At 63.6% G+C, this 12,351-nt stretch carries 11 protein-coding genes; 7 read left to right on the forward strand and 4 right to left on the reverse strand.

Annotation, left to right across the window (positions count from 1 at the left end; translation table 11 throughout):
• Positions 1–561: 561 nt before the first annotated feature.
• Complete coding sequence (locus tag DH08_RS26545) at positions 562–1,146, reverse strand: TetR/AcrR family transcriptional regulator (protein ID WP_192182101.1); 585 nt, start codon at positions 1,144–1,146, stop codon at positions 562–564.
• Between the two features lie 83 nt (positions 1,147–1,229).
• On the opposite strand from DH08_RS26545, the gene DH08_RS36975 reads away from it, so the two are divergent.
• Both DH08_RS36975 and DH08_RS36980 read left to right on the forward strand, forming a co-directional pair.
• Positions 1,230–2,117, forward strand: a complete 888-nt coding sequence (locus DH08_RS36975; RefSeq protein WP_282595058.1) for an FAD-dependent monooxygenase — start codon at positions 1,230–1,232, stop codon at positions 2,115–2,117.
• The gene (locus DH08_RS36980; protein WP_345892448.1) at positions 2,021–2,479 is read left to right on the forward strand and encodes an FAD-dependent oxidoreductase; all 459 of its coding nucleotides are present in this window, start codon (positions 2,021–2,023) and stop codon (positions 2,477–2,479) included. The genes DH08_RS36975 and DH08_RS36980 overlap by 97 nt, the downstream gene beginning before the upstream one ends.
• 100 nt (positions 2,480–2,579) lie before the next feature.
• Here the strand turns inward: DH08_RS36980 and phbB are convergent, their stop codons facing one another.
• Positions 2,580–3,305: an acetoacetyl-CoA reductase gene (gene phbB, locus DH08_RS26555; protein ID WP_120013521.1), complete on the reverse strand. Its 726-nt coding sequence runs from the start codon at positions 3,303–3,305 to the stop codon at positions 2,580–2,582.
• Between the two features lie 98 nt (positions 3,306–3,403).
• On the reverse strand, positions 3,404–4,582 hold the full coding sequence (locus DH08_RS26560; protein WP_192182102.1) for an acetyl-CoA C-acetyltransferase: 1,179 nt from the start codon (positions 4,580–4,582) through the stop codon (positions 3,404–3,406).
• 302 nt (positions 4,583–4,884) lie between these two features.
• Between DH08_RS26560 and phaR the strand changes: the two genes are divergently transcribed.
• Positions 4,885–5,499 (forward strand): polyhydroxyalkanoate synthesis repressor PhaR, encoded by a 615-nt coding sequence (gene phaR / locus DH08_RS26565; protein WP_006202447.1) that lies wholly within the window; start codon positions 4,885–4,887, stop codon positions 5,497–5,499.
• Positions 5,500–5,547: 48 nt separating this feature from the next.
• Here phaR and DH08_RS26570 read toward each other — a convergent pair whose 3' ends face one another.
• Positions 5,548–6,687 carry a citrate synthase gene (locus DH08_RS26570; protein WP_192182103.1) on the reverse strand — a complete coding sequence of 380 codons (1,140 nt, stop codon included), beginning with the start codon at positions 6,685–6,687 and terminating at the stop codon, positions 5,548–5,550.
• Positions 6,688–6,781: 94 nt separating this feature from the next.
• On the opposite strand from DH08_RS26570, the gene DH08_RS26575 reads away from it, so the two are divergent.
• From DH08_RS26575 to DH08_RS26590, 4 genes are all read left to right on the forward strand, one after another.
• The gene (locus tag DH08_RS26575) at positions 6,782–7,870 is read left to right on the forward strand and encodes a citrate synthase/methylcitrate synthase (RefSeq protein WP_192182104.1); all 1,089 of its coding nucleotides are present in this window, start codon (positions 6,782–6,784) and stop codon (positions 7,868–7,870) included.
• 215 nt (positions 7,871–8,085) lie between these two features.
• Positions 8,086–9,216 (forward strand): patatin-like phospholipase family protein, encoded by a 1,131-nt coding sequence (locus DH08_RS26580; RefSeq protein WP_192182105.1) that lies wholly within the window; start codon positions 8,086–8,088, stop codon positions 9,214–9,216.
• 157 nt (positions 9,217–9,373) lie between these two features.
• On the forward strand, positions 9,374–10,795 hold the full coding sequence (locus DH08_RS26585) for a coniferyl aldehyde dehydrogenase (protein WP_192182106.1): 1,422 nt from the start codon (positions 9,374–9,376) through the stop codon (positions 10,793–10,795).
• A gap of 310 nt (positions 10,796–11,105) precedes the next feature.
• On the forward strand, positions 11,106–12,281 hold the full coding sequence (locus DH08_RS26590; protein WP_192182107.1) for an efflux RND transporter periplasmic adaptor subunit: 1,176 nt from the start codon (positions 11,106–11,108) through the stop codon (positions 12,279–12,281).
• The last annotated feature ends 70 nt before the right edge of the window (positions 12,282–12,351 follow it).

Genomic DNA, 12,351 nt, shown 5'->3' on the forward strand with positions numbered 1-12,351 from the left:
GTCCGGCTCGCGCGAAATCCGGTCCCGATTAAGAGTTGGAACGAGTCTGGAACGAATCGGCGACGAATCACTGACTCTCGCTGATTCAGGTTTTGTTCACGGCTATATGTGGATTTTTGGGTGGCGAGTCTCACCACATGCTGAATCGCTAAACTGGCCCGATTTATGCAAAGAGATCAACGCTGTTAACCTTCGCCGGGGAACGATCGCCGCACCCAGGTCGACCTCGGCCAACATTATGAAATCCTTGACTTTTCCTAACGGACCTTAACCATTTGGCTGCGATTTCCAGGCCTCGCCGTTAACGTTTCGGCCAAAGCCGGAACGAATCGGCGACGAATCAGCGATGTCGGGATTTTCCCGGTCTGTTCACCCCAACAGGTTGTGTTGTGAACAGGTTATCCACCGAGAAGTCACAGCTTGTGACGTGGGTTTCGCACAGACTTGGCAGCTGCCGTTAACCTGTGCGTGCCGCTCCGGCACAGATCGGTGTTGGGTGCAGCGGTCGGCCCGATCATAGCACCACGACCAGGCTCGGCCAGCAATGCCAAAACGGCTGCTTCAGGACAGATCCTCTTCCGTCACATAGCGCTGCAAGGCAGAGCCGACATTCCGGATGATCTCGTCGTGGGAGAGGGCGACGACCGGAGGAAGCCGCAGCAGGTATCGGCACATCGCCAAACCCAGCAACTGGCTTGAGACGAGACCGGCTCCTCGACCCGCATCGGCGGGGTCGCCGACCGCCGCAACCACTGGCCTCACCTGGTTGGCAAACACCTCGCGCAGCTTTTCGGCAGCAAAGTCGTTGGACATCGCCGAACGCAGCAGAATTGTCATGCCAGGACCGCTGGCCGGACCTTCCCAGATTTCGAGAAAGCGCCTGATCAGTGTTTCGCCGATGGCGGCTCGGTCAATCATCCGCAGCTCCGGCAAATGCAGGTCGACGACCGCCGCCCTGGCGAACAGTTCGTCCTTGCTGCGGAAATAGCGGATCACCATGGCCGGATCGATCGAGGCATGCGCTGCGACATCGCGGATGGAGGCGCCGTCATAGCCGCGCTCGGCGAACAATAGCCGTGCAGCCTCGAGGATATGGGCCCGCGTGCGGTCCGACTTGCTGATTTTCTTCGCCTGATTCTGAGTCATGAAAATCCATATGCCAACGACTGTTGACAAATGCAATGGCGTCGATTAGAAAGTCAACACTTGTTGACAAACGGAGAGAGAAAATGTTGCCCGATACAACGGAAGTCCTGATCATTGGCGCCGGCCCGACCGGCATGGCGCTGTCCATCATGCTGCACCAGGCCGGTGTCGATCACGTACTGATCGACAAGCTGGCGCAGGGCCTTCAGACCTCGCGCGCCGGCGTCATCCATTCGCAGACGCTGGAAGCGCTGCAGCCTCTCGGTGTCACCGGGCGGCTGGACGAACTTGCCCTGAAGCTGCAAAATTTCGCCATCCGCGACCGCAACCGGGCGCTGCTCAATCTCGATTTCGGCAAGCTTCCATCAAGGCATCCCTATCTGTTGATGCTGCCTCAGAACCTGACCGAGCAGGTGTTCGCCGAGCGGATCGCTGCCCTGGGCGGCGTCATTCATCGCGAAGTCGAGGCCAAGGCGGTTGTTCAGGATGCTGACGGCGCCCGCGTGACGGTGGTCGAGAACGGCCGCGAGAAGCTGATATCGGCGCGCTACGTCGTCGGCGCCGATGGCATGAACAGCCTGGTGCGCGGCGCGGCCGGCATCGAGTTCGACGGCGCAGCCTATGACGGGTCGTTCGTGCTCGCCGACGTCCGTCTCGATTGGCCGGTTGGGCCGAAGGAAGTGTCGCTGTTCTTTGCACCGGCCGGGCTGGTGGTGGTGGCGCCGCTTCCGGACGGGTCGTACCGCATCGTTGCAACAATGGATGACGCACCGGAAAGCCTGAGGTTGCCGACATCCAGGCGCTGCTCGACAGCCGTGGGCCCACCAGACAGCGCGCCCGGGTGCTCGACCTGGCGTGGAGTTCGCGTTTTCGCGTGCATCACCGCCTGGTCCGGTCGTATCGCAAGGACCGGTTGTTCCTCATGGGCGATGCCGCGCACGTGCACAGCCCGGCAGGGGGACAGGGCATGAACACCGGCATTATCGACGCGGTCGTGCTTGGCGAATTGCTCGGCGATGTGGTGAACGGCGTGCGCGCGGAAGCCGAGCTCGACCTCTACGAAACGCTGCGGCGCCCGGCGGCGCAGGAGGTACTTGAGCTGGCAGGCAAGATGACCGACATGGCGCTTACCCGCAATCCGGTGAAGCGGTTCGTCCGCAATCTGCTGCTCTCGCTGATGAACCTCAATCAATTGCTGAAGCGTCGCATGGCCTTGAAACTGTCGGGCCTCAGCCGCGCGCCGCTGGCCCGGTTGCCGGCACCTTCGCGTGTGCCGGGTTCAATTGCCCCCAGCAAGCCCGCAGCCAAACCAGCGCTGAAGCTTGCCGCCTGACAACTGCGATTGTCACGGCAACAAGCCTCGATCGTGGGCGCGTAGGTCTGTACCGGCCGTAGGGCCGGTACATCAGTTGTCGCGGGACGGACTCGAAACCTCAGGCAAAATACTGTCCGCCATTGGCGGAGATGGTCGAACCGGTGATGAAGCCGGCTTCATCGGAAGCCAGGAAGACGACGCAGCGCGCGATCTCTTCCGGCTCGCCGAGGCGACCGACCGGGATCTGCGGGATGATGCGTTCGTTGAGCACCTTCTCGTCGATCGCCTTGACCATTTCGGTGGCGATGTAGCCCGGGCAGATGATGTTGACGGTGATGCCGGCGCGGGCGCCTTCCTGGGCGAGCGCCTTCGAGAAGCCGATGTCGCCGGCCTTGGCGGCGGAATAGTTGACCTGGCCGGCCTGGCCCTTCTGGCCGTTGATAGAGGAAATGGTGATGACGCGGCCGAACTTGCGGTCGCGCATGCCGCCCCACAAAGGATGCGTCATGTTGAAGACGCCGGAAAGGTTGGTGTCGATGACTTCCTTCCACTGCTCGCGCGTCATCTTGTGGAACATGCCATCGCGGGTGATGCCGGCATTGTTGACGAGCACGGAAACCGGGCCGAGATCGGCCTCGACCTGCTTGATGCCGGCGGCGCAGGCGTCGTAGTCGGCGACAGACCATTTGTAGGTCTTGATGCCGGTTTCGGCAGTGAACTTCGTCGCCGCCTCGTCATTGCCGGCGTAGTTCGCGGCAACCGAATAGCCGGCGTTCTTCAGCGCGACCGATACCGCGGCGCCGATGCCGCGCGACCCGCCCGTGACGATTGCTACCTTGCTCATGCGTTTCCTCCTCCCTAACGTTCTTGGTGAATGGTGAATGGTCGAAGACGGTCGGTTAACGGCCATTCACCACTTGCCATTCGCCATTCACTCTTTTCTCAGAGCGCTTCGATGCACATGGCGACGCCCATGCCGCCGCCGATGCAGAGCGTGGCGAGGCCTTTCTTCGCACCGCGGCGGCGCATTTCGAAAACCAGCGTGTTGAAGATGCGGGCACCCGAAGCGCCGATCGGATGGCCGATGGCGATCGCCCCGCCATTGACGTTGACGATCGAGGGATCCCAGCCCATGTCCTTGTTGACGGCGCAGGCCTGCGCGGCGAAGGCCTCGTTGGCCTCGACCAGGTCGAGGTCGCCGACCGACCAGCCGGCCTTGGCCAGCGCCTTGCGCGAAGCGGGAATGGGCCCGGTGCCCATGATCTGCGGATCGACGCCGGCGGTGGCCCAGGAGACGATGCGCGCCAATGGCGTTATGCCGCGCCTGGCGGCTTCCGCTTCACTCATCAGCAGCGCGCCGGCAGCGCCGTCATTGATGCCGGAGGCGTTGGCGGCGGTTACGGTGCCGTCCTTGTCGAAAGCCGGCTTTAGCTTGGTCATGGCGTCGATGGTGGCGCCGTGGCGGATGTACTCGTCCTGGTCGACGGTGGTGTCGCCCTTCTTGCCCTTGATGGTGAAGGCGACGATCTCGTCCTTGAACTTGCCGGCCTTCTGCGCGGCCTCGGCCTTGTTCTGCGAGGCCAGAGCGAACTGGTCCTGGTCGTCGCGGGTGATCTGGAACTGGCGCGCGACGTTCTCGGCAGTGTTGCCCATGTGGTAGCCGTTGAAGGCATCCCACAGCCCGTCCTTGATCATGGTGTCGATCATCTTGTAGTCGCCCATCTTGACGCCGGCGCGCAGATGCTGGGCATGCGCCGAGAGCGACATCGATTCCTGTCCGCCGGCGACGATCACCTTGGCGTCACCGCTGGCGATCTGCTGCATGCCGAGCGCGATCGCGCGCAGACCCGAGCCGCAAACCTGGTTGAGACCCCAGGCGGTGGTCTCCTTGGGCAGGCCGGCGTTGATCGAGGCCTGGCGGGCGGGGTTCTGGCCTTGGGCGGCGGTCAGCACCTGACCGAGGATGACCTCGTCAACCTCGCCCGGCTCTACACCGGTACGCGACAGCAGCTCCCGGATGACGACGGCGCCGAGCTCGTGCGCCGGAGTGGCGGCGAAGGCGCCGTTGAAGGAACCAACAGACGTGCGTGCCGCGCCGGCGACAACGATGGCATTGGACATTTTCTTCTCCAGACTTCGAGGTGACGTGTTTTTGGGTATCGTTAGGGACTTTTCTTGCCCGTTCCATGACCCAAGTCAAACCGGAAATAGGCATGCCAGCCATGCGCGGCAAGCAGGCTGCCTGCGGCCAGGGCAACCGCCATGGCTTTCGCTGCGCAGCATATTTTGCCCGCCATGCAGCATTAAATGATGCCGCACTGCACAAACCACTTGGAATTGCGACGCTTTTGCGCATATCCTCGCAAGGGCGCAATCGTTACCGGCTGCTTACTCACATGCACCGGTGTCCGGGGAGGATACTGATGGCCGCGAAAGACGATCCGATCATTATCAAGAAATATGCCAATCGCCGGCTCTACAACACCGGCACCAGCACCTATGTGACGCTCGAGGACCTGGCCGACATGGTCAAGAAGGGCGAGGAATTCACCGTCCAGGACGCCAAGACAGGTGACGACATCACGCACCCGGTGCTGACACAGATCATCTTCGAGCTGGAGAACAAGGACGGGCAGAACATGCTGCCGATCCCGTTCCTGCGCCAGCTGATCGCCTTCTACGGCGACCAGATGCAGATGATCGTGCCGAGCTTCCTCGAACAATCGATGATCGCCTTTTCCAAGGAGCAGGAACGGTTCCGCGAGCAGATGAAGGGCGCCTTCGGCAAGTCGCCGATCGACGTGATGAAGATGGCCACGCCGATCAAGGCGCTGGAAGAGCAGACGCGCCGCAACATGGAGATGTTCCAGAACGCGATGCGCCTGTTCACGCCATTCCCGTCAGCCGGTGCGAACGGGCCTGCTCCTGCTGCCCCGGCCGAGCCGACCAGGAAGGAAGCGCCGGAGAAGCCGGACGACCTTCAGGAACTGAAGGAACAGATCGCCGCCATGCAGCGCAAGCTCGACACCATGTCGTGAGCGCCAGACGGCGCCGGCTGAGCCGGCGCGGTCATTCGCCAAGCCGATCTAGCGTTTCACGGGCCCGTCGTAGCGGGCTCGCGGCCTGATCAATCCGTTGCTGGTCACCTGTTCGACGGCATGCGCGGTCCAGCCGATGCTGCGGCCGAGCGCGAACAGGCGAAACGGAGCGTCTGACGGCAGGCGCAAATTTCGGGTCAGCGCGGCGAGCGCAAAGTCGATGTTCGGGCGCGCGCCGGTCGCCGCGAGAACGGCGTCCTGCAGATGCGCAAGGCCGCCGTCGACCTCGATGTCGCCCAACAGGGCGTCTGCCCTGGGATCGCCTTCTGGGTAAAGCTGATGGCCAAAGCCGGGCAGCGGCCGGTCGTGGCCAAGCCAGCGCCCGACCGCGATATCGGCTCCCAACCGCTCCGCGTCCTCGACGAGATTGAGGGCCGCCTCGCCGGCGCCGCCATGCCGGGGACCGGAAAGAGTGGCGAGACCGGCAATCAGGCAAGCGGCAACCGGTGCCCCGGTCGAGGCGGCGACTCGCGCGGCGAAAGTCGACGCGTTCAATTCGTGATCGGCTAGCAGCACCAGCGCCCGGCGGATCAAATCCGCGCCGGCGCCGCCGACGGACCAGCCGCGCGCCAGCCTTTCATGCATGGCGCCGCGTCCGGCAACCGCGCCAAGTGCCGCGGCCAGGGCGCCGATGGCGCCGGCCGCATCCTGATACAGCATGGCCGGCAAGCGTCCGAGGGAAGGCCGGCCTTCCGCCGCCAGCCGGGCAAGGCTGGTGAAGGCAGCGGCGCGACTGTTTTCACCGCCGGGAGAGCCCTGCGCGGCAAATGACACGCCGGCATTCGTCGCCCAAAGCAGGCTCGCCGTCTCTTCCAGCGTGGCCGTGGCAGAAAGTGTCGTCGCGTCCTCGCCGCGATAGACGAGGCGGCCCTGCACGATGGTCGAGATCGAGGTGGCAATGGCCGGTTCGCCCCAGGCGATGGCGCTTTCGGCGATCGCCTGGGGGCTTCGTCCACGCGCCCGGCGGGTCGCAAGTGCCGCGATGTCGTCGGCGCGATACCGGCTGCGGCGCGGATCGGCCTGATCCGGCCGCATGCCGATGCGGCCGCGGCTGACATAGGCATAGAGGGTCTGCGGCCGCACCTTGAGCCGCCCCAGAGCTTCCTCACGTGTCAGCCACTCGGACATGTTGCTCCAAGCCTATATTGATTCTATTGATCAAGATTGATGCATTGATCATGCACCATTAATTCCAGTCGGTAAACCTCTCAAGGAGACAGATATGGCAAACGGGCTCGATGACGTGGTGGCGGCGGAAACCGTGCTTTCCGATGTCGACGGCCTTGGCGGCCGCCTCACCATAAGAGGCCATTTGCTGCCGGAGCTGGCTGGTCGCTGGCGTTATCCGCAAGTGGTTCGCCTGCTGCTGGACGGCTTCTTCGACGATCTCCCCGACGATGCCAAGCTTGCGCAGGCGATCGGCCGGGCGCGCGCGGAAGTGTTCGAGCGCTTGCAGCCGATGCTGCCGGCTTTGGCGCCGCTCGATGTCTACAGCGGCATTCGCGCCGGCATCGCCTTGCTGCCGGACGGCGATACGTTGACGGACGCCTTGCTGTTGATCGCGGCGCCGGCGGTGCTGACGCCGGCCTTGCTGCGCGGCAAGCGCGGAAGTCCGGCGATCGCGCCGAACCCGCAGGCGGACCATGCCGCCGACATGCTGCGGATGCTGAGCGGTACCGACGCATCGCCTGCCCTGGCCAAGGCGCTCGACACCTATCTCGTCACCGTCTGCGATCATGGCCTTAACGCATCGACTTTCGTCACCCGCGTCGTTGCCTCGACGCAGGCCGGCCTGACATCGGCGATCCTGGCCGGTCTCGGCGCGCTCAAGGGGCGGCTGCATGGTGGCGCGCCCGGTCCGGTGATCGAGATGCTCGACGCGATCGAGGCAGGCGGCAATGCTGCTGGCTGGCTGCGCGCGGAGATCGCGCGCGGCGAGCGCATCATGGGCTTCGGCCATCGCATCTACCGGGTGCGCGATCCGCGTGCCGACGTGCTAAAGGCGGTGGTGCGGCAACTCGGCGCCGAGGGCGCAACCGGCCGCCGGCTGGCATTTGCCGAGACGGTGGAGCAGACCGCGCTCGAGGTGTTGCGGCAGGCCAAGCCGTCGCGCTCGATCCAGACCAATGTCGAGTTCTACACCGCGCTCTTGCTTGAGGCGGCAGGTTTCCCGGCGGAGGCGTTCAGCAATGTCTTCGCCGCCGGGCGCGTTGCCGGCTGGGTCGCCCATGCGCGCGAGCAGCAGACGACCGGGCGGTTGATCCGACCGCAGTCGCGCTATGTCGGCCCGGTGCCGGATCTGGTGGCCTGAGTCTTCCAACCTGTTTCGATCAACACAGCCTCTCCGCTTCAAGGCGGTGAGGTTGTTCTCGATGACCGAAATTTCATGTGATCACGCGACCGTGTTCGTGTTCTTGCCTTGGTCAGGACTTATATGCTGCACTGCAACATAGATCCGCTGCAGCCGAATTGTTCCGATTCCCGGGCAAGGATGAGGCACGCAGCATCCAAATCGACAGGAACGCCATGACGACGAACGGCAAGGCGGAGGAGAAAAAGAAGATCAATATCGCGCTCCAGGGCGGCGGCTCGCACGGCGCCTTTTCCTGGGGCGTGCTCGACCGGCTGCTGGAGGATGGGCGGCTCGAGATCCAAGCAGTTTCCGGCACCAGCGCCGGCGCCATGAACGCGGTGGCGCTGGCTGATGGCTTTGTGCGTGGCGGTGTCGAGGGTGCGCGGCAGAAGCTCGACGATTTCTGGCGCGCCGTGGCGGCGAAGGGCCGCTTCAGCCCGGTGCAGCGCATGCCGTGGGATGTCGCCTGGGGCAACTGGTCGATCGAGAACACGCCGGGCTATTTCTTCTTCGACACCATGTCGCGGGTGTTTTCGCCCTATATCGCCAACCCGCTCGGGCTCAATCCGCTGCGCGACGTGGTCGAACAGGAGATCGATTTCAAGAACGTGCACGCCTGCAAGTCGATGGAGCTGTTCATCTCGGCGACCAATGTCGAGACCGGGCAATTGCGCGTCTTTTCCGACGGCGAGATCGAGCTCGACACGGTGATGGCCTCGGCCTGCCTGCCGCAATTGTTCCGCGCCGTCGAGATCAAGGGTGTGCCCTATTGGGATGGCGGCTATGGCGGCAATCCGGCGCTGTTCCCGTTCTTCAAGACGGCGGCGACCGAGGACGTGCTTCTGGTGCAGATCAATCCGGTGGTGCGCGAGGGGACGCCGAAGAGCGCCAACGAGATCCAGAACCGCATCGACGAGATCACCTTCAATGCGGGACTGCTGAACGAATTCCGCTCGATTGCCTTCGTCAAGGAACTGATCGCCGCCGGCCGCCTGCCGCATGGCGAATACCGCGACATCCGTATGCACCGGATCGATGCCGACGAGGCGTTCAAGGATCTGTCGGCGTCGTCCAAGGTCAATGCCGAATGGGCATTCCTAGCCTATCTGCGCGATCTCGGCCGCACCGCGGCCAGCGACTGGCTGGAGGAGAATTACGACGCCGTCGGCAAGCGGCCGACGCTCGACCTCTCCGGCGAGCTCGACGACGGCTTCAAGCCGGTGCGCGGGCCGGCGCCCGGCCGGCGGGTCAAGGAATTTTTGGCGGCGCGCAAGAAGCCCGAGCAGGCACGCCGTCAGGCCTGAGCACGCGGTCTTCAATTTATCGGCTGCTAGGTGTTTGCCTGTCGGCGAGAACAACGAGATGTCTGCCGGCGCGGTTCTTCCCCTACGGAACCAGGGAAGTGCTGGATTCGACCCTTGGCGCGATGTAACCTTACCTAGACGTAAACGGGAGGTTGCGATGCTGCAGACCGGACAGGATGCCCTCGGCGCACAGTTCGCATTGCAGCGTGGTGCATTCGAGAAAGAGCCCTTTCCAGACCTCGATGTCCGCAAGGATCGTCTCAAGCGTCTGCTGGCGCTCACCGAGCAGCATGAGGCCGAGATCTGCTCCGCCATCGACTCCGATTTCAGTGGCCGGTCGGCCCATGAGACGCGCCTTGCCGAGCTGTTCGTCGTCGGCGCCGGGATAAGGCATGCGCTGTCGCATCTGCGCGGATGGATGCGGGAGCGCCGCGTCGCCACCAGCCTGCCGTTTCTGCCGGGGCGCAATCGGCTTCTGCCCCAGCCGGTCGGCGTGGTCGGCATCGTGTCGCCCTGGAACTATCCGTTCCAGCTTGCCATCGCGCCGGCCACGGCCGCGCTGGCGGCCGGCAACCGCGTTCTGATCAAGCCCTCCGAACTGACGCCGAAATTTTCCGCCTTGCTCGAACGTCTGGTCGGCGAGCATTTTGCCCCTGACGAGATGAGTGTCGTTGTCGGCGACGCCGAGGTCGGAAAAGCCTTCGTGTCAGTGCCCTTCGATCATCTGCTGTTCACCGGTTCGACGGCGGTCGGCCGCCAGGTCGCGATGGCCGCGGCAGCGAACCTTACGCCAGTGACGCTCGAACTTGGTGGCAAGTCGCCAGCTATCTTCGATGCTTCATGCGACCTCGACGCAGCCGTGTCCAGCGTCGCCTACAGTAAGCTTTTGAACGCAGGCCAGACCTGCATCGCTCCGGACTATCTGCTGGTTCCGCAAGGGCAGTCGGAGATGATTGCCACCAAGTTTGCGGCCGCGATGGCGCGGCTCTATCCGAGCCTGCGCAACAACCCAGACTATACGGCAATCGTCAGCGAGCGGCACCATCGGCGCCTCAGCGACATGGTCACTGAAGCTCGTCAGAGTGGTGCCGAAGTCATCGAGGTCAATCCGGCAGGCGAAAAACTCGGCGACACGGATCGCAAGATGCTGCCGACGCTGGTCAGGAACGCAGGCGAGGATCTGCGGCTGATGCGCGAAGAGATTTTCGGGCCGGTGCTGCCGATCATCGAATACGCCAAGGTCGATGACGCCATCGAGCATGTGAACCGGGCGGAACGTCCGCTGGCGCTCTACTGGTTCGGCCGCGACAGCGGCAATCGCCAACGCGTGATGCGCGAAACAATTGCCGGCGGCGTCACGGTCAATGACTGCATGCTGCATCTGGTTCAGGAACGCCAGCCATTCGGTGGCGTCGGCGCCAGCGGCATGGGTGCCTACCACGGCGAATGGGGTTTTCGGACCTTCAGCAAGGAAAAGCCGATTTTCCTCCAGTCCAAGTTGAGCGCGGGCGCCCTTTTGCGCCCGCCCTACGGCAAGACATTCGAGCGGCTTTTGCGGCTATTGAAGCTCATCAGCTGATAGATTTGCCCTCGGCTTCCTCGAATGCTTGAGAGGTCCCGCACCATCCTGACACCTGCTGCCAAAGAACTTCCCGACCCAGTAAAGGCGGCCGGTCAGGCGGCCAAGAGCTGAAGAATGGCGGGCACACGCTGTCCGGTGGCGCAATGATCCATCAAACTTTCTGACTGTTTTGCAATGCAACTTTAAGGTAGAAGCGCGCTTCGCCGTTCACGGCAAATTGAACATGGCCCTGCGCGCACCCATATCGGCGACGCGCCCGCGTTTCTGGAAGACGCGGCCTGGCCCGACCCGCAGTGGAAAAAACGACATGCCGAAAATCAGGTTTCACAAGCTTGCAGCAATTGTCGTGCTCATCGGATTCGCAGCCTGGATGGGAACGGGCGCGTTCTCGTCCGTCGGCAGCGCTGCCCCTGACAACAAACCCAAGGCCGGCGAAGCCGATCAGCCCAAGGGCACCGACAAGCCGAAGGCCGCCGAGGCCGATCAGCCCAAGGCCGCGCCGCGCACCGTCGCGGTGGTGACGCCGCCGCGCAAAACCTATGCGCGCGCCATCCGCATTTCCGGATTGACCGAGGCCGACAAGCGCGCGGTGCTGGCAACGCGGGTGGCCGGCATCATCGACAAGCTGCCGGTCAAGCAGGGCCAGCACGTCAAGACCGGCGACCTGGTGCTGATGCTTGCCACCGAGGAAAAGCTTTCGGCGGTTAGCAATGCCAGGCAGCTTCTTGGCCAACGCCAGGCGGAGCTTGCTGCTGCCGAGCGATTGGCCAAGACCGGAAATCTGCCCAAGCTGCAGCTCGATAACGCCCGCTCCAGCCTGACGTTGGCACAATCGGTGCTGGAAGCCATGCAAGCCGAGCTTGGTCGCAATGAGGTGAAGGCACCTTTCGATGGCATCATCGATCGGGTGCCGGTGGAAGTTGGCAGTTCTGTGATGGCGGGCGGCGAGGTGGCGACCATTCTCAAGCTCGATCCGGTCATCGCTCGTGGCGAAGTCAGCGAGCGCGATCTGCGCTACATCAAGATCGGCGACGAGGCCAATGTGCGCCTGGTCAATGACCAAAAGGTCACCGGCACGGTGCGCTACATCAGCCGCGATGCCTCGTCGCAGACCCGCACCTTCCGCGTCGAGGTGGCGATCCCCAATGCGGATGGCAGCATCCCGGCGGGCATGACGGCGGAGATCGCGCTCAGCGCGCAGCCGACCGACGCGATCATGCTGCCGCGCTCGGTGGTGACGCTCGGCGACAAGGGCGATCTCGGTATCCGCGCCGTCGGCAAGGACAGCAAGGTCGCGTTCTTCCCGATCGATCTCGTCGACGACACGCCGAACGGGCTGGTGCTCGGCGGCATTCCCGATGATGCGCGCATCATCGTTGCCGGCCAGGAGCTGGTGAAGGAAGGCGATTTGGTCAAACCGGTCGAGGCCGACCAGGCGACAATCAACAAGCTGATCGGCGAGGCGACAGCCGGCACGCAATAGCATGGTCTCCCGGGGTTCGACCCCGGCGACGACACGCTGCCGCGCAGCTCCCGAAAGCAACAGCAGGCCT

The organism is Mesorhizobium amorphae (assembly GCF_014843845.1).
GTDB classification, from domain to species: domain Bacteria; phylum Pseudomonadota; class Alphaproteobacteria; order Rhizobiales; family Rhizobiaceae; genus Mesorhizobium; species Mesorhizobium amorphae_A.

Excerpts from the sequence above, each read along its gene's own strand:
- DH08_RS26575 (WP_192182104.1), top strand. The coding sequence starts at position 6,782 with ATGGCAAACGGGCTCGATGACGTGGTGGCGGCGGAAACCGTGCTTTCC.
- DH08_RS26545 (WP_192182101.1), bottom strand. The coding sequence starts at position 1,146 with ATGACTCAGAATCAGGCGAAGAAAATCAGCAAGTCGGACCGCACGCGG.
- DH08_RS26570 (WP_192182103.1), bottom strand. The coding sequence starts at position 6,687 with ATGTCCGAGTGGCTGACACGTGAGGAAGCTCTGGGGCGGCTCAAGGTG.
- phaR (WP_006202447.1), top strand. The coding sequence starts at position 4,885 with ATGGCCGCGAAAGACGATCCGATCATTATCAAGAAATATGCCAATCGC.
- phbB (WP_120013521.1), bottom strand. The coding sequence starts at position 3,305 with ATGAGCAAGGTAGCAATCGTCACGGGCGGGTCGCGCGGCATCGGCGCC.
- DH08_RS26580 (WP_192182105.1), top strand. The coding sequence starts at position 8,086 with ATGACGACGAACGGCAAGGCGGAGGAGAAAAAGAAGATCAATATCGCG.
- DH08_RS36975 (WP_282595058.1), top strand. The coding sequence starts at position 1,230 with ATGTTGCCCGATACAACGGAAGTCCTGATCATTGGCGCCGGCCCGACC.
- DH08_RS26585 (WP_192182106.1), top strand. The coding sequence starts at position 9,374 with ATGCTGCAGACCGGACAGGATGCCCTCGGCGCACAGTTCGCATTGCAG.
- DH08_RS26560 (WP_192182102.1), bottom strand. The coding sequence starts at position 4,582 with ATGTCCAATGCCATCGTTGTCGCCGGCGCGGCACGCACGTCTGTTGGT.
- DH08_RS26590 (WP_192182107.1), top strand. The coding sequence starts at position 11,106 with ATGCCGAAAATCAGGTTTCACAAGCTTGCAGCAATTGTCGTGCTCATC.